We start from the raw sequence: 22,133 nt of genomic DNA, 5'->3' as shown, positions 1-22,133 counted from the left end.
CGCGAGGCCCCTACGTCTTTCGTACGACTGACGTAAGTATTAAATTTGTAAGGTATTTTTAGCCGCGGTGGATACTGGTACCGGCGAATGTCTGGGCAACGGGCATCAGTTCGATCGTGTTGATGTTGACGTGCGCGGGGCGCGTGGCGATCCAGTAGATCGAATCGGCGATGTCCTCGGCCGTGAGCGGCTGCACGTCCTTGTAGACGCTGGCTGCCCGGGTGTCGTCGCCGCGAAAGCGCACGTTCGAGAACTCGGTGCCGCCGCACAGGCCCGGCTCGATGTCGGTCACGCGCAGTGCCGTGCCCGCGAGGTCAGCGCGCAGGTTCAGGCTGAACTGACGCACGAACGCCTTGGTCGCGCCATAGACGTTGCCCCCCGCATACGGCCAGCGGCCCGCCACCGAACCGATATTGAAAATGTGGCCGCGGTTGCGCTCGACCATGCCGGGCAAGAACGCGTGAGTGACCTGCACGAGACCGGTGCAGTTGGTGTCGATCATGGTTTCCCACTCGTTGAGGTTGGCCTTCTGTGCCGGCTCCACGCCGAGCGCGAGGCCGGCGTTGTTGACCAGCACGTCGATGCCGGCGAACCCGGGCGGCAGCGCGCCGGGCGCGGCTTCGACCGCCGCGCGGTCGCGCACGTCGAGCTCGATGGGCAGGAGGGCGTCGCCGAGTTCGGCGGCGAGGGCGTCGAGGCGGTCCTTGCGGCGAGCCGTGGCGACGACGCGATGTCCGCCCTTCACGAAGGCGCGAGCGATGGCGGCGCCGAATCCTGCGGACGCGCCGGTGACGAAAACGATCATGGTGGCTCTCTGGTCGGTAGAAGGCGGGAAAAGGGGAGAGCCTACTTGCAATGCCGCATGGCGGCAAGAAAGGGACAGTACGCGCGCGGGCCGCATGGCCAGTTGCCGCCGCACGGCGCGTCGCAGCCCGCGGGACGCCCGAGCGCACTGGGGGCGGGCGGTTGCCTATTCCCTGCCGTTCCAATAAACTAACGCGCTCAATCCCTGCGTGACTGGCGATAGGGTTCCGAAATGGCGGCATTGGCGGTAGCCATGCGCTCGTTATTGGGGACTCAAGGTGGAACGACCCACCGTGAAGCGCAGGGTGCCGTTTTGCCGTTCGCCTGGGCAGCCTGATTTCGCGCGCTTTCGTTTGCGCTGCGGGGGCTGTCCTGCCTCGCGTGTGCGGCACCTCCTTCCGCCACGTCAAGGCTGGCCTCTTCGCCAGCAGCGCCGCGTACCCGCTACGCGTTCCGCGCGAGACCCGGTCAACCTGAACACACTTAACGGAATCCGTATGTTTGACAGAGCCGAAAGCACCATCGCCAACGTCGATCCCGAACTCTTCAAGGCGATCGAACTCGAGAACCGCCGCCAGGAAGAGCACATCGAGCTCATCGCGTCGGAAAACTACACCTCGCCCGCGGTCATGGCCGCGCAGGGTTCGCAGCTCACCAACAAGTACGCCGAAGGCTACCCCGGTAAGCGCTATTACGGCGGCTGCGAAAACGTGGATATCGTCGAGCAGCTCGCGATAGACCGCGTGAAGCAGCTGTTCGGCGCCGAAGCCGCGAACGTTCAGCCGAACTCGGGCTCGCAGGCCAACCAGGGCGTGTTCTTCGCCGTGCTCAAGCCGGGCGACACCATCATGGGCATGAGCCTCGCCGAAGGTGGTCACCTCACGCACGGCATGGCGCTGAACATGAGCGGCAAGTGGTTCAACGTCGTGAGCTACGGCCTCGACGCCAAGGAAGACATCGACTACGACGCGCTCGAAAAGCGCGCGCACGAAACCAGGCCGAAGCTGATCATCGCCGGTGCGTCGGCTTTCGCACTGCGTATCGACTTCGAGCGCATCGCCAAGGTTGCCAAGGCGGTTGGCGCGTACTTCATGGTCGACATGGCGCACTACGCCGGTCTGATCGCCGCGGGCGTCTACCCGAACCCGGTGCCGCACGCCGACTTCGTCACCACGACCACGCACAAGAGCCTGCGCGGCCCGCGCGGCGGTGTGATCCTGATGAAGGCGGAGTTCGAGAAGCAGATCAACTCGGCCATCTTCCCGGGCATTCAGGGCGGTCCGCTCATGCACGTCATTGCCGGCAAGGCCGTGGCGTTCAAGGAAGCGCTCTCGCCGGAATTCAAGACCTACCAGCAGCAAGTGGTCGACAACGCCCGCGTGTTGGCGGAGACGCTGGTCAAGCGCGGTCTGCGCATCGTTTCCGGCCGCACGGAAAGCCACGTGATGCTGGTGGACCTGCGCGCGAAGAACATCACCGGCAAGGCGGCGGAAGCCGTGCTGGGCACCGCGCACATCACGGTCAACAAGAACGCGATCCCGAACGACCCGGAAAAGCCGTTCGTGACGAGCGGTATCCGTCTCGGTTCGCCGGCCATGACGACGCGCGGCTTTGGCGTGAAGGAAGCCGAGCAGGTCGGCAACCTGATCGCCGACGTGCTCGACAATCCGGAAGACGCCGCCACGATCGAGCGCGTGAAGGCGCAGGTCGCCGAGCTGACGAAGCGTTTCCCGGTTTACCGCTAAGCCACGCGATAACCCATGCGCTGCCCCTTCTGCCGGCACGAAGACACGCAGGTCGTCGACTCGCGCGTGTCCGAAGACGGCGCCGCGATCCGGCGCCGCCGCCGCTGCCCGGCCTGCGACAAGCGTTTCACGACGTACGAGCGGGTCGAGCTGGCGATGCCTTCGATCGTCAAGAAGGATGGCAGCCGCACGGAATTCGACCGCCGCAAGATCATGGCGAGCATGCAACTGGCGCTGCGCAAGCGCCCGGTTGCGGCCGATGCGATCGACGCGGCGGTTGCCCGTATCGAGGACCAACTGCTCGGCAGCGGCGAGCGCGAAGTGCGCAGCGAGCGCCTTGGCGAGCTCGTCATGGGCGAATTGCGCGAACTCGACAAGGTCGCGTTCGTACGGTTTGCTTCGGTGTACCGACGCTTCGAGGACGTCTCCGAATTCGAAGACGTGATCGAGGAATTCCGCCGCGCGGGCGCCAACAACCCCGCGAAAAAGCGCTGAGCGCATTCCCATTTTTCTTCCCTCCTGCCAGGCCGCTGTCGTAACGCTTGCATTCTCGCGAGCCGACGTTGCGCGCACCAGCTAGCCGTTCGGCTAATTGTTTCGTTTCGTTTTCGTCCGTAGATTGATGGCAATCCGCTCGAACTAAGGATTGCTCATGAAGTCCGGAGGATTCACGCTCATTGAGACGATGGTCGTCATCGTCCTGCTGGCGATCTGCGCAACGGTTTCCACGCCCGTTTTCACCGCGTGGCGCGTGCGCGATCAGGTCGACGCACGCGCCAACGCCATGCTCGGCACGCTCGCCTATGCACGCAACGAGGCCATACGGCGCAAGGCGCGCGTCACCGTTTGCCGCGTCGACGCCGCGCGCCATTGCCTCGAGGCGGCCAAAGCGTGTCCGTCCGGAATTGCCGACTGGTCCTGTGGCTGGGCCGTCATGATCGAGCGCGCCGGAGCGTCTATCCCGTTGCGCATCCAGCCGGCGCTCGATGCGATCTCCGTGGCGTCGGGCCTCACCGCCATCACGTTTTCGCCGCCGGCGGGGCAGACCATCGGCAGCTTGCGCAACTTCGAGATTGCCCCGCGGGTCCCGTCGGCGGCACAACGCGGTGCGGGCTGGCGTCGCTGCATACGCATCGCACAGGGGGGGCGGGCACGCATCAGCGACGGCGCATGCACGGGGGCGTCATGAGCCGGGTGAGCGAGCGCGGCGAGCGCGGGTCGACGCTGCTGGAGGTCGCCATTGCGCTCGGCATCATGGCGATGTGCGGGCTCGGCCTGATGAGCACCCAGCTCGGGCTGGCCCGGCACGCGCAACTGGCAGCGGCGCGCGAGCGCGCGGCCTTTGCCGCTGACGCCGTGGCCGAAGCGGCGCGCGTGGCGCGGGCAACGCCCGCCACGACCGATCGATGGCAGGCGCTGGCGGCGAGCGTCGTGCCCGAAGGGCGGCTGACCATGTCGAGCGCGGGCGGCGACGCATCGATCGCGTCCGTGAGTTGGGCGGCGACACCGCACGGCGCAGCGTCGGGATCGACGGCGGTTTCGCGGGTTGCGCGGTGTCTCGATGCCACGGCTTCCGCCGGGCGCGCCTGCGTCGCCCTGGCGTTTCTGCGATGAACATGCGCTGCGCCCACGGGGTCCAGCAGGCTGGCCACACATTGCTCGAACTGACGATCGCCGTGGCGCTGGGCCTGGTGGTGACGCTTGGCGCGCTCTCGGCATATCGCATGCAGCGCCTGGCATACGCGCAGGCGAGCGACGCTGCGCGCATCCACGAGGCCGGCATGAATGCGTTGATGCTGATCGGCGAGCAGATTCAGATGGCCGGTTTTGTTTCGGCGGACGCACGCTCGCCGCTTGCCGGCGCCGCGATCTTCGGCTGCTCGGCGGGGAGCCCGAGCGGTACCGATGCGGCGCTTGCCTGCGCGCTGCTGCCGAGCCGCTCCGACGGGTTGGCCGTGCGCTATCAAGGCGACAGCGTATCGACCTGGCCCGTCGCAAACGGCCAGGTTACCGACTGCCTTGGGCAGGCGGTTGGCGTGGCAGGCGTGGAGATCGTGAACCGCTATCACGCCAAGGTGAGCGGGTCGACCGGCGAGAGCGAGCTCTACTGCGCGGGCTCCGGCAAGGTCGGCAAGCCACAGCCGCTCGTCGAGGGCGTTGAGCGTTTGCGCCTGCGCTACTGGACGGCGGGCGCGGCGCAGGCGGTCGACGCTTCGGCGCTCGCTCGCGATCAGTGGGCGTCGGTCGTCGCGGTCGATCTGTGCGTGCTGGTGCGCGGAGCGACCTTTGCGCGGCGCATCCGATACGTCGATTGCGATGGCGTGCAGGCGCTCGGCGCGGATGGGCGAGCGCGACAAGCGTTCTGGCGGCACATCGTGCTGCGTAACGTTTCGCCGGCAGCGTCATGAAAATGAGCCTGCGCGGGAAGCGTCGCACACTGGCCACGGCTCGCGGCATGGCGCTCCCAGTCGTGCTGCTTGTCGTCGCGATGATGCTCGCGACCTCGGCGGCGTGGTTCGAGGCCGCGCTGCTGGCGCGGCGCAACGCGGATGCCGTCGCCGATCATCTGCAGGCCTTCCATGCCGCCGACGCCGCGCTCGTGTTGTGCTCGCGTTCGCTGTCGAATGGCTCGCTGGCCCCACCAGCGGCGGCCACGCAGTCAGGCGAGCCGCAAGCCTGGCGGCGGCAGGACAGCTTCGAGCGGCAGACGGTTGCGCCCCTTGCTGCGTGGCCGGGGTCTGTGCGCACGCCGCAATGCCTCGTCGAGGCCTGGCGCATCGATAGCCGTCCGCTGGTTCGCGCGTATCTCGTCACGGCGCGAGGGTTCGGCGCATCGGAAGACACCCAAAGCTGGCTGCAGGACCAGTTGGTCATCGAAACCGAGGGCGACGCGACACGCGTCGAGCATCACTGGCGCTACGTCGTCGCGAGGCCCTTTTGACGAGGCAAACGGGAGGTAAGGTGAAGAGCAACCGGTACAACGCGTTCACACTGCTCGAACTGGTCATCGCGCTGGCGGTGGCCGCCATCGTCGCCGCCTTCGCGATGCCGGGGTGGAGCGCGCAGATCGCGCGGGGACATCGCATCGACGCCGTGGCCGCGCTCTATCGCGCAGCGCAACTCGTCGATACGCAGAGCGCGTCGATGGCACTTTTGCCCACTGGGTTCGACCAGGCTCCGCCGACGGGAACGCCCGTCTACCGCCTGCGTCTCATGCCCGCCGACGATTCCAACGGCGGCTACGCCCTCGTAGCCGATCCGGTGGAAGCCGGGCCGATGCGTGGCGATGCGTGCGGCGCCTTCGTACTCGACGCAACCGGCGCGCGCAGCAATCGTGCTGCAGGCAGCGGCGTTGTCCCGGCGTCTACGCAGATGTGCTGGAGGGACCGGTGAACGGCCTGGAGGGCTGCCGCGGGCGGCGGTGATCAGCCGGTGAGGTCGTCTTCGTCGGACTTGTCGCGGGCAGGCCGGTTCGCAGAGGTGCCGCGCTGACGCCGCACCTGCTGCCAAACGCGATACGCTTCCCACGCCGTAAAAGCGAGGCCGCCCCACTTGATGACGGGGCGCGCAGCCGAGACGATGCTCGTACGCAGCGGCTTTGCCACGATGAGCGAGATGAGCGAACTGACCAGCGGATATTCCTTGAGCAGGCTGCCGAGGCCGGAAGCCACGCCGCCGCCTGAGCGACTGAATCCGGGCACGACGAACCGCAGCCAGCTGAAGTTCGTAACCGTCGCGCGGATGTCGACGAGCGCTTCGGCCATTTCGGCACGCTCGACGCTCGCTCGCACGAGCAGCAATTCCTTGCGCAGGGCGCGCAGCTGCGGCGTCGACAGATCGTGCGCGCGGCCGCGGCGGGGGCGAAAAGCAGTGTCCGGTCGAGGTTGATTCATGGCGTCGGCTCGCGGCTAGGGGTTGCGCAGGGCGTCTCGGTCTTTCTCGAATTCCTCGAGCGTCGCCTGGAAGACGAGTGGCGCGGTGTGCAGCCCGCGGCGCGCCTTCAGGCCGCAGAAAATGGCCGCGATCGCGTAGACGACCGTGAGACCGGCGAGCGCCTCCCAGCGGTACGTGTCCCAGAAGGCGATGGCAACGAGCGCCGTGAGCGCGATCAGGGCAAGCATCGCGAACATCATCCCCGCGAGGCCAAGAAAGAGCACGCCGATGAGGCGGTCCTTCTCCTCGGCGAGTTCGATGCCGATCAGTTCTAGCCGCGTCTGTAGCATCGCGGACGCGGAGCCGAGCAGTCGGCGCAACGGCCCGTGTTCGTGTCGCTGCGAGTGGGTGTCTGTCGTCATGGCGATGGCAGGTGGCGCAGGCGGATGCCCGAGCAATGCGCAAGAAAAAACGCAACAAAAGACAGCGGGCTGAATTGCCCGGCGAGACCAAGCGGTGCGGTGGGCCGCGCCAACGAAAAGCCGTCAGGCAAGCGCTGCCAGCGCCTGGTCGAGCGCGCCGCGCGAGGGGCCCGGAGCCCACTCGCGTAGCGCGGCGAGCGCTGCTTTATTTGCGGTTGATCAGCAATCCGACCAGCACGCCCACGCCGGCGGCGATCCCGATCGACGCCCACGGATGCTCGTGGACATAGTCGTCGGTGGCGCGGGCCGCTTTCTTGCCTTTCTCGACCACGACCACCTGGACGTCGGCGGCCTTCTCTTTTGCCTGCTTCAGACGCGAGAGTGCCGTTTCGCGCAATTCCGAAGCGCGCTCACCCGTAGCGCTCGCAGCCTGCTTGAGCAGGTCCTCTGCGTCCGCGAGGACGGTTTTGATATCGGACATCAGCCTCTCCTTGTTGACTTCTGACATTGACTGGCTCCCATCGTGTCACATCACGCGTGAATCGTAACAAAGATACGGGCGCTGGCAAGCATGACGCGCCGCCACGACCTGCGAGTTCGCACGATCCGTTCCCGCGAGCGTGTATGGACGGGGCTCTGGATCCCGCTCACAAATAATCGCGAGGTGAGTCATTGATTTGATCCGGCACCTAAAGTTTCCTCCAATCGGCTCAAAATTACAAAAACTCATACCGGTGTGAGCCGATGTTCGTTCGCGGGGCGCAACCTGGGCCTGTATGCTTGAGTGTTGTAAACGTCTACTGGATCAACGGGCAGCGCGCGCCGGTTCGATCAAACCCGTTCACTTCGTTCAGAGGAACCGCACCATGAGTCTACGTCTTGGCGATATCGCACCCGACTTCGAGCAGGATTCGAGCATTGGCCGCATCAAGTTTCACGAGTGGCTCGGCAATAGCTGGGGCGTGCTGTTTTCACACCCGGCCGACTTCACGCCGGTCTGCACGACCGAGCTTGGCCTGACCGCCAGGCTCAAGGACGAATTCGAGAAGCGCAACGTGAAGACGATTGCGCTTTCGGTGGATAGCGCCCAGTCGCACAACGAGTGGATCAAGGACATCAACGAGACGCAAGCCGCTAACGTCGGCTTCCCGATTCTCGCGGACGGCGACCGCAAGGTGTCCACGCTGTACGACATGATCCATCCGAACGCGAATGAGACGCTCACTGTGCGCTCGCTCTTCGTGATCGACCCGAACAAGAAGGTGCGCCTCATCATCACCTATCCGGCGAGCACGGGCCGCAACTTCGACGAGGTGCTGCGCGTGATCGACTCGCTGCAGCTCACCGACAACTATCAGGTCGCGACGCCCGGCAACTGGAAGCAGGGCGACGACGTCGTGATCGTGCCGTCGCTGAAGGACGAGGAAGTCCTCAAGCAGAAGTTCCCGAAGGGCTACAAGGCCCTGCGTCCGTATCTGCGCATGACACCGCAGCCCAACAAGTAAGCCGTTCGGCCAGCGTCCGCGTCACGGGCGCCGAAACAGAAACGCCGCACGAAACGAATCGTGCGGCGTTTTTTCATGCGCCGGCGAAGCCGGGCAGGGCGGCGATCAGAAGAACGCCTGAATGCCCGTTTGTGCGCGGCCGAGGATCAGCGCGTGGATGTCGTGCGTGCCTTCGTAAGTGTTCACCACTTCGAGATTCACGAGGTGGCGCGCCACGCCGAACTCGTCGGAAATGCCGTTGCCGCCCAGCATGTCGCGGGCGAGACGCGCGATGTCGAGCGACTTGCCGCACGAGTTGCGCTTCATGATCGACGTGATCTCGACGGCCGCCGTGCCTTCGTCCTTCATGCGGCCAAGACGCAGGCAGCCCTGCAGCCCGAGCGTGATTTCCGTTTGCATGTCGGCGAGCTTCTTCTGGATCAGCTGGTTCGCGGCAAGCGGGCGGCCGAACTGCTTGCGGTCGAGCACGTACTGGCGCGCGGTGTGCCAGCACGATTCCGCGGCGCCGAGCGCGCCCCAGGCAATGCCGTAGCGCGCCGAGTTCAGGCAGGTGAACGGACCGCGCAGGCCCTTCACGCCCGGCATGAGGTTTTCTTCCGGCACGAACACTTCGTCAAGCACGATTTCGCCGGTGATCGAAGCGCGCAGACCCACCTTGCCATGGATGGCCGGCGCCGACAGACCCTTCCAGCCCTTCTCCAGAATGAAGCCGCGGATGTCGTCCTTGCCGTCTTCTTCGAGCTTCGCCCAGACGACGAAAACATCGGCGATCGGCGAGTTCGTGATCCACATCTTCGCGCCCGAGAGCGCGTAGCCGCCGTTCACTTTCTTCGCGCGCGTGACCATGCTGCCCGGGTCCGAGCCGTGGTTCGGCTCCGTGAGACCGAAGCAGCCGATCCATTCGCCGCTGGCGAGCTTGGGCAGGTACTTCTGCTTTTGCGCTTGCGAGCCGAATTCGAAGATCGGCACCATCACGAGCGACGACTGCACCGACATCATCGAGCGATAGCCCGAGTCGATGCGCTCGACTTCGCGCGCGATCAGACCATAAGCTACGTAATTGAGGCCGGGGCCCCCGTATTGCTCGGGAATCGTCGGGCCGAGCAGGCCGACTTCACCCATCTCGCGGAAGATCGAGGCGTCCGTCTTCTCGTGGCGGAACGCTTCCAGCACGCGCGGCGCGAGCTTGTCCTGGGCGTACGCGGCGGCGGCGTCGCGCACCATGCGCTCCTCTTCGGTGAGCTGCTGGTCGAGCAGAAGCGGGTCTTCCCAATGGAACTGGGCGTGTGCGGCCATGGTGTCTCTCCTTTCCTCAAATCCTTGAAATGGGCAAATTTGCGCTTGACGCGAGTTCCGCTATGCGGAACAATGTTTTGCAAATTGACTTTAGTGTAGCACCAGGGCGCCCATGTCTGCATCCGGAATGACTACGACTTCCTCTTTTTCTGCTTCGCTGGCCGAGGGGCCGATCGATGAGCGCAAGTTCGTCGTGGCGCTCGCCCGCGGGCTCGACCTGCTGCGCGCATTCCGTCCCGGCGAGACGCTGCTCGGCAACCGCGATTTCGTGGAGCGCACGGGCCTGCCCAAGGCGACCGTGAACCGGCTCGCATACACGCTCACCGTGCTCGGTTATCTGCGCTTTGACGAATCGCTAGGCAAATATGCGCTCGACGCCGGGGTGCTGTCGCTCGGCTTTGCGCTGCTTTCCGGCACGGACACGCTCGAACTCGCCCGCCCGCATATGCGCGCATTCGCGCGCGAGGTGGGCGCCGCGGTGTCGCTGGGGTGCCGTGACGGCCTCGACGTGATCTATCTGGAGACGATCCGCAGCGAGACGGCGCTCACGCTCGGCCTCGCGTCGGGCTCGCGGCTCTCGATGCTGACGAGTTCGATGGGCCGCGCGTATCTGGCCGTGCAGCCCATCGATGTGCGGATGGCGTTGTTCGCGGAACTGGAGAAGGCAGCGGGCGCCGAAGGGCCGGCGTTGGTTGCGGCCGCGAAACACGAGATCGAGGTGTTCGGCAAGGAGGGGTGCTGCTATTCGTTTCGCGACTGGCACGAAGACGTCAACGCGGTGGCGGTGCCGTTTCGCGAGCCGCGCGAGCGTCGCTGGCTCGTGCTCAGCTGCAGCGGGCCGGCTTCGTCGATGGGCCCCGAGGTGTTTCGCGAGCGCGTGGCGCCGCTTCTGAAGTCGCTGGCGCGCCGTCTTGGTGAAACGGTCTGATGAACGAGGCGCGCGCCGCAGCGCGCACAAAAAAGCCGACTTTCAGGTCGGCTTTCTTCTTGGTGATGTGCGCGAGGCTCAGTGGTTCAGGCGGCCGAGCAGCAGGAACTCCATGAGCGCCTTCTGCACGTGCAGGCGGTTTTCCGCCTCGTCCCAAACCACGCTCTGCGGGCCGTCGATCACCTCGGCGCTCACTTCCTCGCCGCGGTGCGCGGGCAGGCAGTGCATGAAAAGCGCATCGGCGTTGGCGCGGGCCATCATCGGCGCGTCCACGCACCAGTCGGCGAAGGCCTGCTTGCGCGCTTCGTTTTCGGCCTCGAAGCCCATGCTGGTCCAGACGTCGGTCGTGACGAGGTCGGCGCCGTCGCAGGCGTCGTGCGGGTCGTCGAACACTTCGTAGAACGGTTTGCTTTCCGGCGCGACCAGCGCCGGATCGAGCGGATAACCCGGCGGCGTGGAGATGCGCAGCTTGAAGCCGAGGATTTGCGCAGCTTCGATCCACGTGTAGAGCATGTTGTTGGCGTCGCCGACCCACGCCACAGTCTTGCCGCGGATCGGACCGCGGTGCTCGTAGTACGTGAAGATGTCGGCCAGCACCTGGCAGGGATGGTACTCGTTCGTGAGACCGTTGATGACCGGCACGCGCGAGCTTTCGGCGAAGCGCTGCAGGATGTCCTGGCCGAATGTGCGGATCATGATGATGTCGACCATGCGCGAGATGACCTGCGCCGAATCTTCGATCGGCTCACCGCGGCCGAGCTGCGTGTCGCGCGTGTTCATGAACACCGCGTGGCCGCCCAGCTGGAAGATACCCGCTTCGAACGAAAGGCGCGTGCGCGTGGAGCTCTTCTCGAAGATCATCGCCAGCGTGCGGTCGTGCAGCGGGTGATAGGTCTCGTAGTTCTTGAACTTGCGCTTCAGGATGCGCGTACGCTCCAGCACATATTCATATTCGTCAAGGGAGAAATCCTTGAACTGCAGGTAATGGCGTATGGTCCGGGAGGTCATGAAACAAAAACGGCGCCCGATCCGGCCTCGAACTACAGGATTGGGCCGGCGACGCCGCTGCGGTTGGTGGTAAGTCAAAGCAGCATAAAGGATTTTACGCATTTTGACGAGTTGCCCAAAATATAGGCAGGGCGCCCCGGCGTACGGTGGGTGGCACTTTTGCGACGGCTTTCGTGCCTGTTTTGCGGGCATCGCGAGAGCCCGGATCCAGCCTTTCAAGTGCCTTGTGTGCACTGCGTCAAAACGGTCAGTGCGCTATAATCCCAGAGATTTCTTAGGCACGACAAACGGGCCCTGAACGTGTGTGACGGCAAGGTGGCAACACCTCGCGGCCGCGCCAGGAAAGCCCGCTGGAGCGGCCTGTGCGCCGACTGGCAGTGCGCCGCGAAATCGTCCTGTCGATCCCGTTGCGAGACCTGCTTGCGACGCGCGTCGGCGGCGATGATCGAGACTTTACGCCAGGCGGGATGCGCGGCAGCCGTTTCCTATCCATCGGACTGTCCATGCGTGTGGCGGCGGGCGCCCCCCGCGGCCGGCGTTCCGCGGTACCCGCGCGGGCGCAGCGCTCGTGCCGCCGTTACACGCTGCAAACGCACCCAGCAGCTACACACACAGGTACTCCTGCATGGCCGACGAAGCTCCAACCGAATACTTCATTCAAGGCATCACCAGCGCGGGGAAGAAGTTTCGTCCGAGTGACTGGTCGGAGCGCCTCGCCGGGGTGATGTCGAGCTTTGGTCCGAAAGCGTCGGCCAATGCTCGCGGCCCGAATGCGTATCTGCGCTACTCGCTCTATGTGCGCCCGACGATGATCGGCGACCTCAAGGTCGTCGTGCTGGACTCGCGCCTGAAGGACATCGAGCCCATGGCCTTCAATTTCGTGATGAACTTCGCGAAGGACAACGACCTCGTCGTGACCGAGGCGTGCGAACTGCCTCACGACCACGCCACGCAGCAAGCCAACGTGCGCTGACGGCGCGGCGCAGGCAACGGACGGACCCGCCTCGGTGGTTTTTTTGCGCCCGGCAGAAACAAAAAAACCCGCCGAGGCGGGTTTTTTGTGGTGCAGCTCAAAGAGGGATGCCAGCCGTGGCCGGCAATCCGGATCTCTTTACTGCGCGGCCTGCATTGCCTTGACGGCAGCAGCCAGGCGGCTCTTATGGCGAGCGGCCTTGTTCTTGTGAACGATCTTCTTGTCGGCGATGATGTCGAGCGTCTTGCCCGATGCCTTCAGAACTTCAGCAGCCTTAGCCTGGTCGCCGGCGTCGATTGCCTTGCGAACAGCCTTGATGGCGGTGCGGAACTTCGAGCGCAGTGCCGAGTTGTGCGAGTTTGCTTTCGCGGCCTGACGGGCGCGCTTGCGTGCTTGTGCGGAGTTTGCCATTGCGATTCCTTGTGATTGCGGAGCGTGGTGCGACCGACGCTCTTTGCCTGGATTTGAACGACCGGCAGCGATGCCTGAAACGTTCAAAACGGTATTTGCCAGCTGAGTTTCGCTCAACCAGCCGCGCCTTTTGTGCCAGAGCGGGTTGCTGACGCCGGGTTGCTGACGCTTTCCTGCTCTCTTTCCAAGACGCGTTTCGAGCCCTCTGGGAGAACTCGAATCGATGATTATAGCAACAGAATCATGATGGTGGCAATCACAGTGCGATAGCGAAGACAAGCGCCGCCGGACGTGAACGCCTTTCACGCGACACGGTCACAATCAGCGCGCCTGGTCTTTGCCTCCCGCTCGCCTGCGGCGTCGTGCGGGGTTTTGCGCCGACCTTTGCGCTGCGCATCCGCGATGGAGCGGACGACGCCCGTATAATGACCGCCCCATGAATCTATTCCGAGCCCTGCTGACAGTCAGCGGCTTCACGCTGCTGTCGCGCGTGACCGGTCTGGCCCGAGAAACGCTGATTGCGCGCGCCTTCGGTGCGAGCCAGTACACCGACGCTTTCTACGTCGCGTTTCGTATTCCCAACCTGCTGCGCCGCATCTCGGCGGAGGGCGCCTTTTCGCAGGCGTTCGTGCCGATTCTCGCGGAGTTCAAGAACCAGAAGGGCCACGACGCCACACGCGCGCTCGTCGACGCCACCTCGACCGTGCTTGCCTGGGTGCTCGCCGTCCTCTCGTTGCTCGGCATTTTCGGCGCATCGTTCGTCGTGATCGTGGTCGCGTCGGGCTTGAAGAGCGACGGGCAAGCGTTCCCGCTTGCCGTCACGATGACGCGCATCATGTTCCCCTATATCGTGTTCATCTCGCTGACGTCGCTCGCGTCGGGCGTGCTCAACACGTACAAGCAGTTCTCGCTGCCCGCGTTCGCGCCGGTGCTGCTCAATGTCTCGTTCATCACGGCGGCAGTGGCCTTCGCGCCGCACATGAAGCAGCCCGTCTACGCGCTCGCGTGGGCCGTGATCGTCGGCGGCGTGCTGCAGTTCATCGTGCAGTTGCCGGGCTTGAAGCGCATCGACATGATGCCGCGCATCGGCCTGAACCCGCTCAAGGCGCTCGCGCACAAAGGCGTGAAGCGGGTGCTCGCGAAGATGGTGCCCGCCATGTTCGCCGTCTCGGTCGCGCAGATCAGCCTCATCATCAACACCAATATCGCCTCGCGTCTGGGGCCCGGCGCGGTGTCGTGGATCAACTACGCCGACCGCCTGATGGAGTTCCCGACCGCGCTGCTCGGCGTGGCGCTCGGCACCATCCTGCTGCCGAGCCTCTCGAAAGCGCACGTCGATGCCGATCCGCACGAGTACTCGGCGTTGCTCGACTGGGGCCTGCGCGTGACGTTCCTGCTTGCCGCGCCTTCGGCCGTCGCGCTCTTTTTCTTCGCCGAGCCGCTCACGGCCACGCTGTTTCACTACGGCAAGTTCGACGCCACGTCCGTCATCATGACGGGCCGCGCACTGGCGGCGTACGGGGTGGGGCTCGTCGGCCTCATCCTCATCAAGATCCTCGCGCCCGGCTTCTACGCGCGTCAGGACATCAAGACGCCGGTCAAGATCGGCGTGGGCGTGCTCATCGCCACGCAGATCAGCAACTACCTCTTCGTGCCGATCTTCTCGCACGCGGGCTTGACGCTCTCGGTCGGCCTCGGCGCCTGCATGAACGCGCTGCTGCTGTTCATCGGGCTGCGCCGCCGCGGCATCTATATGCCGTCCTCCGGCTGGGCGACGTTCTTCGTGCAGTTGCTCGGGGCATGTCTCGTGCTGGCCGGGGCGATGCACTGGTGCGCCATCAGCTACGACTGGATCGCACTGCGTCATGCGCCGCTCGAACGCATCGCGTTGCTCGGTGCGTGCCTCGTCCTGTTCGCGGCGCTATATTTCGGTATGCTTTGGCTGATGGGCTTCAAATACGCGTACTTCAAGAGGCGGGCGAAGTGACGACGATGACTACGCGGGTTCTGGATTATTTCAGCGCGCTCGTTGCCGACGACGAGAGCCTGCCGCTCACCGAGGCGGCACTCGCGATCGCGCAGGACGCTTATCCCGATCTCGATCTGCAAGGCACGCTTGCCGAGATCGACGAACTCGCGCTGCGTGTGCGCCGCCGCATGCCCGAAGGGGCGGACGTGCGCCAGCAGGTTGCCGTGCTCAACCGCTGCTTCTTTCGCGAGATGGGTTTCGCGGCCAACCTCAACGACTTTCTCGACCCTGAAAACAGCCATCTGAACGCCGTGCTCAAACGCCGGCGCGGCATCCCCATTTCGCTCGCGGTGCTGTATCTGGAAATGGCGACCCAGCTCGGCCTGCCGGTGAAGGGCGTGTCGTTTCCGGGACATTTTCTGCTGCGCGTGGCGTTGCCCGAAGGCGACGAGATGCTCGATCCCACCACGGGCCGCACGCTCACCGAATCCGACATGGTGGAGATGCTCGAGCCGTTCGTGGCCAACGCCGGAGATTCCGTGGCGCGCGCGCTGCGCATGCTGCTCGAGCCGGCCACCCGTCGCGAGATCGTCGCGCGCATGCTGCGCAACCTGAAGTCGGTCTATCTGCAGACCGAGCGCTGGCAGCGCCTGCTGGCCATCCAGCAGCGGCTCGTCATCCTGCTGCCGGAGAACATCGAGGAAGTGCGCGACCGCGGCTTCGCTTATGCTCGGCTCGACTATCTGCGCCCGGCGCTCGAAGACCTCGAACACTATCTCGACGAGCGCCCCGACGCGGAAGACGCGACCGTCGTCGAGTCGCAGCTGCACGAGTTGCGCCAGCGCACGCTCGATAACGACTGAAACCCGCGGCCTGGCCGCAGAAAAAAGCCCGCGATTGTCGTCGCGGGCTTCTTTTATCGTGCGGGGAGAGGCCGCGCCGTTACTTCGGCTGCATGCGGATCGCGCCGTCCAGACGGATCACCTCGCCGTTGAGCATCGGATTCTCGACGATCTGCTTGACGAGCATCGCGTACTCATCCGGCTTGCCGAGGCGCGGCGGGAACGGGACCATCGCGCCGAGCGCATCCTGCACCTCCTTGGGCATCCCGAGCAGCATCGGCGTTTCGAAGATGCCGGGCGCGATCGTCATCACGCGGATGCCGCTGCGCGAAAGGTCGCGCGCAATCGGCAGCGTCATTGCGACGACGCCGCCCTTCGACGCGGCGTAGGCCGCCTGGCCGATCTGGCCGTCGTAAGCGGCCACTGAAGCCGTGTTGACGATCACGCCGCGCTCGCCGCCCTCGCTGGGCGCGGTCTGGGCGATGGCGGCCGCACCGAGGCGGATCATGTTGAAGGTGCCGATCAGATTGACCGAAATGGTCTTCGAGAACGTGTCGAGCGGATGGGGGCCGTCCTTGCCCACGGTCTTCACGGCGGGCGCGATGCCCGCGCAGTTCACGAGGCCGCGCAGCGTGCCGCGCGCAGTTGCCGCGGCCACGGCGCGCGCGCCGTCGTCCTCGCTCGCGACGTTGCACGTCACGAACGCGCCGTCCAGTTCCTTCGCGAGCGCGTTGCCGGCGTCCTCGTTGAGGTCGGCGATGACGACCTTGCCGCCTTCGGCCGCAATCAGACGCGCGCTGGCCGCGCCGAGCCCCGACGCGCCGCCGGCGATGAGAAATACGTTGCCGCGGATTTGCATCTTTCGTCTCCTGTCGTTATGGCCGTGCTGTCCCACGCAGAGAGGCAATGCGCGCGAGACTCACCAAAAACAAAACGGGCCGGCTGGCGTCGCGTCCCGAATCACCTCGGGAGTGCGGCGCCAGCCGGCCCGCAGGCAAACCAGCAAGTATGCCGAAACCGGCTTCGGGTCGAACTGTGACCCGCGGGCTTTGACCCGCGGACTTTGGCCCGCTTACTTGAGCGCTTCGAACGCGCGCTCGCGAATTTCGTCGACGCTGCCGAGGCCGGAGATGGCGCGATACTGCGGCGCCTGCAGGCCGTTTTCCTCACCGCGCTTCGCCCAGTCGCTGTAGTAGGCGATGAGCGGCTTGGTCTGGGCGACGTACACGTCAAGACGCTTGCGCACCGTTTCTTCCTTGTCGTCGTCGCGCTGGACGAGCGGTTCGCCCGTCACGTCGTCCGTCATGTCCACTTTCGGCGGATTGAACTTGACGTGATATGTGCGGCCCGAAGCCGGGTGCATGCGGCGGCCGCTCATGCGCGTGATGATCTCGTCGAACGGCACGTCGATCTCGAGCACGTAGTCGATCGCGACGCCCGCCTGCTTCATCGCTTCGGCTTGCGGCAGCGTGCGCGGGAAGCCGTCGAACAGGTAGCCGTTCTGGCAGTCGGGCTCCTGAAGGCGCTCCTTCACGAGATTGATGATGAGCTCGTCGGTCACGAGTTCGCCGGCGTCCATGAATCGCTTCGCTTCGAGGCCAAGCGGCGTACCGGCCTTGACGGCCGCGCGCAGCATGTCGCCCGTCGAGATTTGCGGAATGCCGAACTTTTCCTTGATGAAGGTTGCCTGGGTTCCCTTGCCCGCGCCCGGGGCGCCCAACAGGATCAAACGCATGTGAACAATCTCCGATCTGTGTGAATTCTTGCGGCGCGGCGGCTGCCCCGCACGCGCGGTGGGGCGGCATCGTCAGCGTCGTGCGTCTCCTCGCCCGTTCGCTCACGGCCGTCGAGGCAGTGCTGGCGGGGGCGACGGCATGTCCCGCGCGGCTTTCGCCCGGTGTTCATGAGTGGCACTGGACACGGGGCGGCGCTGCAAGACGGTGCCGAAAAGCGGGGAAACCCCGACGCACAAAGGCTTTAGACGGCTCGCGCAAACAATTGATTATGCCATGGGATTTTTGCCCCACGGACGGAATTAAGGCCGGTATAACGCCTGCACACGGGCGAGGTCGGCGGGGGTGTCGACGCCCGGCGCGGGTGCCTCGGTCGTCACGAGCACCGCGATGCGCTCGCCGTGCCACATCGCGCGAAGCTGCTCCAGCGCCTCCACCTGCTCGATCGGCGAATGCGCGAGCGAGGGGTAGCTGCGCAGGAATTTCGCGCGGTACGCGTACAGGCCGATGTGGCGGTAGACGGTCGCGGGAGCCGGCGGGGCGGGCATTGCGCCGAGATCGAGGCGCGCCGGCGACCAGTGGGGCTGCCAGGCGTCGCGGGCCCAGGGAATGGGCGCGCGCGAGAAGTAGAGCGCAACGCCGCGGACGTCCAGCACGACCTTCACGACGTTCGGGCTGAAGATTTCGTCGGGCGCCGTGATGGGATGCGCGGCAGTGGCGATCGCGCATTCGGGGTGCGCGGCGAGGTGCGACGCAACGTCGCACACGAGCGCGGGGTCGATCAGCGGCTCGTCGCCCTGCACGTTGACCACGATCGTCTCGTCGCTCCAGCCGTAGTGCTCGGCGACCTCGGCTAAGCGGTCGGTGCCCGACGGGTGGTCGGCGCGCGTGAGCACGGCCTCGAAACCGTGGGCGCGGGCGGCGTCGAGCACGCTCTGGGCGTCCGAGGCGATCAGCACCTGCTGCGCGCCCGAAGCGCGCGCGCGCTCGGCCACGCGCACCACCATGGGCTTGCCGCCGATGTCGGCGAGCGGTTTGTTCGGCAGCCGCGTGGACGCGAGACGCGCCGGGACGACGGCGATGAAGGGTTGCACGGGTGCGGTCATGGCCAGTTCGAGCTAGGACAGGAAAGGGGGATTGGGGAAACCGGTTCGGGAAACCGCCTTGGGAGACGACAGCGCGCCGGGCGGCGGCGCGCGTGACCCGGTTTCGAGCCAGTAAGACGAGATGAGCGGAGTGAGCGGCGCGGGTGGCGCCGCCCGCGCGCCTTACGCGGCGCTCGGCCCGTGCGGATCGACCGGCGTGCCTTCCACGGTTTGACGCGCTTCGTCGACGAGCATGACCGGAATGCCGTCCCGGATCGGGTAGGCGAGCTTGTCGGCGTTGCAGATCAGCTCCTGCGCGGCGCGGTCATAGCTGAGCGGGCCCTTGCAGATCGGGCAGACCAGGATTTCAAGCAGACGAGCGTCCACGAAGTTTCTCCACAACCAGGGTAATGAGGCGATGATCGAGCGCGGCTTCAACGGGGACGACCCAGATGCGCGCGTCGTTCCAGGCCCCCAATTTTACTGCATCCTTTTCAGTGACCAGGATCGCGTCGGCGGTGACGTCGGCGAACGGGTTGGTTGCGTAGGCGTAGTGGTCGGGCAGCGGCAGCGTTTGCGGCGCGAGGCCGGCCGCGCGCAGCGTCGCGAAAAAGCGCTCCGGCGAACCGATGCCGGCCGCCGCCACGAGGCGCAGCGCGCCCGGCGATCCCTGTGTGCCTGCGTCTTGCCCCACTGCGGCCGCGCCGGCGGCAAACTGCGCGAGCGGACGCCGCAGCGCCGGATTGGCGAGATGCCAGGCGTCGGCGGGTTCGAGCTTGAGCGCGAACGTATTGGGCCAGGCCGGCAGCGTGCGCTCGAACGGGTTGTTCACCAGCGTGGCGTCGCGCCGGCGCGAGAGCGGCTCACGCAGCGGGCCCGCCGGCAGCAGAAAGCCATTGCCGCCCAGGCGATGGTCGAACACCACGATCTCGACGTCGCGCACCAGGCGGTAGTGCTGCAGGCCGTCGTCGCTCACGATCACGTCGACATCGCCGTGAGCGCCGCACAGCGCCGTGGCCGCGGCCACGCGGTCGGGCGAGACCCAGACGGGCACGCCCGTGCGGCGGGCGATCAACAGGGGTTCGTCGCCGCAAAGGCGCGCGGGCGTATCGGCCGTGACGGGCGTGGGGCGGGCGATTTTCGCGCCATACCCGCGCGAGACCACGCCCGGCGAGAAGCCCGCGGCGCGCAGCGCCTCGACGAGCGCGATCACCGTGGGCGTCTTGCCTGTGCCGCCCACGGTCACGTTGCCGACCACCACCACGGGCACGCCCACACGAACGCTCTTGAGCCAGCCCGCCGCGAAGGCGGCGCGGCGCGCACCGCTCACGGCGGCGAACGCGGCGGCGAGCGGCGTGAGCCCCCAGGCGAGTGCGCCGCGGCGTTGCCAGGCGTGCGCAAACTGCGCTTCGAGGCGTTCCTTGAGACTGGAGACGGGGCCGCTCATCGGCAATATGCGCGGTAATTTGCGCGCGAAGCGCCGCACGCGGTATGCGGGAAGCAGACAGGCAGGGCGGGCATCGGGTCGGTTCTCCGGTTCCAGGTGAGCTGAGCGACAAACAGGACGGCAGACGAATGACCTGCGCATGCGAGTGATGCGGCACAGGCGTTCGTGAACCCGGCACTCTAGCGCGGGTAGGCGTTACGCGGCAAGTTGCCGGGCCGCACGCAACTGTCGGTTGCCTGCAAGCCGCGCGAAACGCCCGAAAAATCGACGCCTGTGGATAACTTTGTGGAGAAGTACATCCCGGGAAGGCGCAAAAGCCCATTCCTCGGCCTCTCCATCGGCCTGTAAGGATGTGATATCGATAAAAAACGTATAGAAATCAATGGCGTGAGCGATTTTTTCAGCGTTTGCGGGCCGGCTGCGGTCAGCATGCCGCATGACAGCGCCGATGTGGACACTTCGCGGGGCTTGCGGGCCGGGTCTCATTCGTGCTGGACTATCGCCCCCCGAACGGTCTATCGTCTGTCCGGCCAAGGTTTCTCCACACCCTTACGCATGCTATCCGACCGCTTCTCCGCTTCCTCCGCGCCTTCGGGCGACGTCGTCGTGCCGGTCTCGGCGCTCAACCGGGCGATCGCCTCGATGCTCGAGCGCACGTTCCCGCTTGCATGGATTTCCGGCGAAGTTTCCAACTTTACGCGCGCCGCGAGCGGCCACTGGTACTTCTCGATCAAGGACGCCCAGGCGCAGATTCGCTGCGTGATGTTCCGTGGCCGTGCGCAGTACGCCGAATTCACGCCGCGCGAAGGCGACCGTATCGAAGTGCGCGCGCTCGTCACGATGTACGAGCCGCGCGGCGAACTCCAGCTGAATGTCGAGGCCGTGCGGCGTACCGGCCAGGGCCGCCTTTATGAAGCCTTCCTGCGGCTGAAGGCGCAACTCGAAGCTGAAGGGCTCTTCGACCCGGAGCGCAAACGCGCGCTGCCCTCGCATCCGCGCGCCATCGGCGTGATTACGTCGATGCAGGCCGCCGCGCTGCGCGACGTGCTGACCACGCTGTGCCGCCGCGCGCCGCACGTGCCGGTGATCGTCTACCCCGCGCCGGTGCAGGGCGCGGGCTCGGCGGAAAAACTCACGGCGATGCTGGAGACAGCGAACGCGCGCAACGAGGTGGACGTGCTCGTGCTGTGCCGCGGCGGCGGCTCGATCGAGGACCTGTGGTCGTTCAACGACGAGGCGCTTGCCCGCGCGATCGCGGCCAGCGCCATTCCCGTGGTGAGCGGCGTGGGGCACGAAACCGATTTCACGATCGCCGATTTTGCCGCCGACGTGCGCGCGCCGACGCCCACTGGCGCGGCGGAACTCGTCAGTCCGCAGCGCACGCTGCTGCTGCGCGACCTCGACCAGCGCCATGCCACGCTCGCACGCGATTTCGGCCGTCTGCTCGAGCGGCGCGCGCAGCAGCTCGACTGGCTGGCGCGCCGGCTCGTTTCGCCCGTCGAGCGGCTCGCGCAGCAGCGCACGCACCTGCGCCAGCTGACGATACGGCTCGCTTCGGCCGGCTCGCGTGCCAGCGCCGAGGCGCGTGCGCGCCTGAACGTCATGCAGATGCGCTGGCAGCGCGCGCGGCCCGACGCCGCCGCGCAGCGCGCCCAGCTGGAGTCGCTCGGCCGGCGTCTGGACGGCGCCTTCGCGCGCCAGCGCGAGCGCGAAGCGGCGCGCGTTTCGGAGTTCACGGCCCGCCTCGAAGTGCTGAGCCCGCAACGCACGTTCGAGCGCGGCTACGCGGCGCTGCTCGATGCGCAAACCGGTGCAGCGGTGCGCTCGCCCGCCACGCTCAAGCCCGGCAAGCGGCTCACCGTGCATCTCGCGCAGGGCAGCGCCGACGTCGCGCTCGCCGATGTCCAGCCGCGTCTCGCCGACGGTTTCTGATCTGGGCTCGCAGCCGGCCTGCCGGGCCCGTTGCTTGCTGCTCAGCGAGGATCGCTTCGCCTCGACGAAATATCGTCGCGGCAAGCGATTGTTGCAGTCTCGTTGCAGGAAGTTTGCACACCGGTTGCGCGAAGATTGCAACGCGATTGCAGCCGTCTCG

General features: G+C 65.9%; 25 protein-coding genes and 1 riboswitch. Of the genes, 13 read left to right on the top strand and 12 right to left on the bottom strand.

Annotated elements, in window-relative coordinates:
• Window positions 1–58: 58 nt before the first annotated feature.
• Window positions 59–805 carry a bifunctional NADP-dependent 3-hydroxy acid dehydrogenase/3-hydroxypropionate dehydrogenase YdfG gene (gene ydfG / locus AB4Y36_RS02385; RefSeq protein ID WP_368682210.1) on the bottom strand — a complete coding sequence of 249 codons (747 nt, stop codon included), beginning with the start codon at window positions 803–805 and terminating at the stop codon, window positions 59–61.
• Window positions 806–1,003: 198 nt separating this feature from the next.
• Window positions 1,004–1,141: riboswitch (ZMP/ZTP riboswitch) on the top strand.
• A gap of 160 nt (window positions 1,142–1,301) precedes the next feature.
• Between ydfG and glyA the strand changes: the two genes are divergently transcribed.
• The 7 genes from glyA (at window position 1,302) to AB4Y36_RS02350 (ending at window position 5,942) form a co-directional block, all read left to right on the top strand.
• Window positions 1,302–2,549, top strand: a complete 1,248-nt coding sequence (gene glyA / locus AB4Y36_RS02380) for a serine hydroxymethyltransferase (RefSeq protein ID WP_069262807.1) — start codon at window positions 1,302–1,304, stop codon at window positions 2,547–2,549.
• 15 nt (window positions 2,550–2,564) lie between these two features.
• Entirely contained in the window at window positions 2,565–3,044 is a 480-nt protein-coding gene (gene nrdR / locus AB4Y36_RS02375; protein WP_342948473.1) for a transcriptional regulator NrdR, read from the top strand.
• A gap of 157 nt (window positions 3,045–3,201) precedes the next feature.
• A complete protein-coding gene (locus AB4Y36_RS02370) occupies window positions 3,202–3,738 on the top strand; it encodes a GspH/FimT family pseudopilin (protein WP_069262805.1) in 537 nt (178 codons plus the stop codon).
• Window positions 3,735–4,163, top strand: coding sequence for a hypothetical protein (locus AB4Y36_RS02365; RefSeq protein WP_368682209.1), 429 nt, complete (start codon window positions 3,735–3,737; stop codon window positions 4,161–4,163). Before AB4Y36_RS02370 ends, AB4Y36_RS02365 begins: the two co-directional genes overlap by 4 nt.
• Window positions 4,164–4,165: 2 nt before the next feature.
• Window positions 4,166–4,957 (top strand): PilW family protein, encoded by a 792-nt coding sequence (locus tag AB4Y36_RS02360; protein WP_368682293.1) that lies wholly within the window; start codon window positions 4,166–4,168, stop codon window positions 4,955–4,957.
• A gap of 47 nt (window positions 4,958–5,004) precedes the next feature.
• Window positions 5,005–5,490, top strand: a complete 486-nt coding sequence (locus AB4Y36_RS02355; protein WP_368682208.1) for a hypothetical protein — start codon at window positions 5,005–5,007, stop codon at window positions 5,488–5,490.
• 20 nt (window positions 5,491–5,510) lie between these two features.
• Window positions 5,511–5,942, top strand: coding sequence for a type IV pilin protein (locus AB4Y36_RS02350; RefSeq protein ID WP_069262802.1), 432 nt, complete (start codon window positions 5,511–5,513; stop codon window positions 5,940–5,942).
• Between the two features lie 32 nt (window positions 5,943–5,974).
• On the opposite strand, the gene AB4Y36_RS02345 is transcribed toward AB4Y36_RS02350, so the two are convergent.
• The 3 genes from AB4Y36_RS02345 to AB4Y36_RS02335 form a co-directional block, all read right to left on the bottom strand.
• Window positions 5,975–6,442, bottom strand: coding sequence for a DUF3318 domain-containing protein (locus AB4Y36_RS02345; protein ID WP_069262801.1), 468 nt, complete (start codon window positions 6,440–6,442; stop codon window positions 5,975–5,977).
• A 15-nt stretch (window positions 6,443–6,457) separates the two neighbouring features.
• Window positions 6,458–6,844 carry a phage holin family protein gene (locus tag AB4Y36_RS02340; RefSeq protein WP_069262800.1) on the bottom strand — a complete coding sequence of 129 codons (387 nt, stop codon included), beginning with the start codon at window positions 6,842–6,844 and terminating at the stop codon, window positions 6,458–6,460.
• A 205-nt stretch (window positions 6,845–7,049) separates the two neighbouring features.
• Window positions 7,050–7,352: a YqjD family protein gene (locus AB4Y36_RS02335; RefSeq protein ID WP_007584918.1), complete on the bottom strand. Its 303-nt coding sequence runs from the start codon at window positions 7,350–7,352 to the stop codon at window positions 7,050–7,052.
• Between the two features lie 358 nt (window positions 7,353–7,710).
• On the opposite strand from AB4Y36_RS02335, the gene AB4Y36_RS02330 reads away from it, so the two are divergent.
• Window positions 7,711–8,349 (top strand): peroxiredoxin, encoded by a 639-nt coding sequence (locus AB4Y36_RS02330; protein WP_069262799.1) that lies wholly within the window; start codon window positions 7,711–7,713, stop codon window positions 8,347–8,349.
• Between the two features lie 105 nt (window positions 8,350–8,454).
• Here AB4Y36_RS02330 and AB4Y36_RS02325 read toward each other — a convergent pair whose 3' ends face one another.
• On the bottom strand, window positions 8,455–9,645 hold the full coding sequence (locus AB4Y36_RS02325) for an acyl-CoA dehydrogenase (protein ID WP_069262798.1): 1,191 nt from the start codon (window positions 9,643–9,645) through the stop codon (window positions 8,455–8,457).
• Between the two features lie 127 nt (window positions 9,646–9,772).
• Here AB4Y36_RS02325 and AB4Y36_RS02320 point away from each other — a divergent pair, with 127 nt between their 5' ends.
• Entirely contained in the window at window positions 9,773–10,573 is an 801-nt protein-coding gene (locus AB4Y36_RS02320; RefSeq protein WP_368682207.1) for an IclR family transcriptional regulator, read from the top strand.
• Between the two features lie 78 nt (window positions 10,574–10,651).
• On the opposite strand, the gene argF is transcribed toward AB4Y36_RS02320, so the two are convergent.
• The gene (argF, locus tag AB4Y36_RS02315) at window positions 10,652–11,581 is read right to left on the bottom strand and encodes an ornithine carbamoyltransferase (protein WP_368682206.1); all 930 of its coding nucleotides are present in this window, start codon (window positions 11,579–11,581) and stop codon (window positions 10,652–10,654) included.
• 625 nt (window positions 11,582–12,206) lie between these two features.
• On the opposite strand from argF, the gene AB4Y36_RS02310 reads away from it, so the two are divergent.
• Complete coding sequence (locus AB4Y36_RS02310; RefSeq protein ID WP_069262795.1) at window positions 12,207–12,554, top strand: DUF3579 domain-containing protein; 348 nt, start codon at window positions 12,207–12,209, stop codon at window positions 12,552–12,554.
• A 138-nt stretch (window positions 12,555–12,692) separates the two neighbouring features.
• On the opposite strand, the gene rpsT is transcribed toward AB4Y36_RS02310, so the two are convergent.
• Window positions 12,693–12,965, bottom strand: coding sequence for a 30S ribosomal protein S20 (gene rpsT, locus AB4Y36_RS02305; protein WP_069262794.1), 273 nt, complete (start codon window positions 12,963–12,965; stop codon window positions 12,693–12,695).
• 436 nt (window positions 12,966–13,401) lie between these two features.
• Between rpsT and murJ the strand changes: the two genes are divergently transcribed.
• Together murJ and AB4Y36_RS02295 are read left to right on the top strand one after the other, a co-directional pair.
• Window positions 13,402–14,952, top strand: coding sequence for a murein biosynthesis integral membrane protein MurJ (murJ, locus tag AB4Y36_RS02300; protein ID WP_069262793.1), 1,551 nt, complete (start codon window positions 13,402–13,404; stop codon window positions 14,950–14,952).
• A gap of 5 nt (window positions 14,953–14,957) precedes the next feature.
• Complete coding sequence (locus AB4Y36_RS02295; RefSeq protein WP_035513442.1) at window positions 14,958–15,797, top strand: SirB1 family protein; 840 nt, start codon at window positions 14,958–14,960, stop codon at window positions 15,795–15,797.
• Window positions 15,798–15,876: 79 nt separating this feature from the next.
• Here the strand turns inward: AB4Y36_RS02295 and AB4Y36_RS02290 are convergent, their stop codons facing one another.
• The 5 genes from AB4Y36_RS02290 to lpxK form a co-directional block, all read right to left on the bottom strand.
• On the bottom strand, window positions 15,877–16,635 hold the full coding sequence (locus AB4Y36_RS02290; protein WP_368682205.1) for an SDR family NAD(P)-dependent oxidoreductase: 759 nt from the start codon (window positions 16,633–16,635) through the stop codon (window positions 15,877–15,879).
• Between the two features lie 213 nt (window positions 16,636–16,848).
• A complete protein-coding gene (gene adk / locus AB4Y36_RS02285) occupies window positions 16,849–17,511 on the bottom strand; it encodes an adenylate kinase (RefSeq protein WP_069262791.1) in 663 nt (220 codons plus the stop codon).
• Between the two features lie 300 nt (window positions 17,512–17,811).
• Entirely contained in the window at window positions 17,812–18,615 is an 804-nt protein-coding gene (kdsB, locus tag AB4Y36_RS02280) for a 3-deoxy-manno-octulosonate cytidylyltransferase (protein WP_342948480.1), read from the bottom strand.
• 162 nt (window positions 18,616–18,777) lie between these two features.
• On the bottom strand, window positions 18,778–18,981 hold the full coding sequence (locus tag AB4Y36_RS02275) for a Trm112 family protein (protein WP_042266182.1): 204 nt from the start codon (window positions 18,979–18,981) through the stop codon (window positions 18,778–18,780).
• Window positions 18,962–20,041: a tetraacyldisaccharide 4'-kinase gene (gene lpxK / locus AB4Y36_RS02270; protein WP_069262789.1), complete on the bottom strand. Its 1,080-nt coding sequence runs from the start codon at window positions 20,039–20,041 to the stop codon at window positions 18,962–18,964. The genes AB4Y36_RS02275 and lpxK overlap by 20 nt, the downstream gene beginning before the upstream one ends.
• A gap of 555 nt (window positions 20,042–20,596) precedes the next feature.
• On the opposite strand from lpxK, the gene xseA reads away from it, so the two are divergent.
• Window positions 20,597–21,973 (top strand): exodeoxyribonuclease VII large subunit, encoded by a 1,377-nt coding sequence (xseA, locus tag AB4Y36_RS02265; RefSeq protein ID WP_368682204.1) that lies wholly within the window; start codon window positions 20,597–20,599, stop codon window positions 21,971–21,973.
• Window positions 21,974–22,133: the final 160 nt, after the last annotated feature.

This window comes from Paraburkholderia sp. BR10936, assembly GCF_040965735.1.
Classification (GTDB): domain Bacteria; phylum Pseudomonadota; class Gammaproteobacteria; order Burkholderiales; family Burkholderiaceae; genus Paraburkholderia; species Paraburkholderia nodosa_A.
The sequence above is the reverse complement of the archived record's forward strand: the minus strand, read 5'-3'. Positions and strand labels throughout refer to the sequence as shown.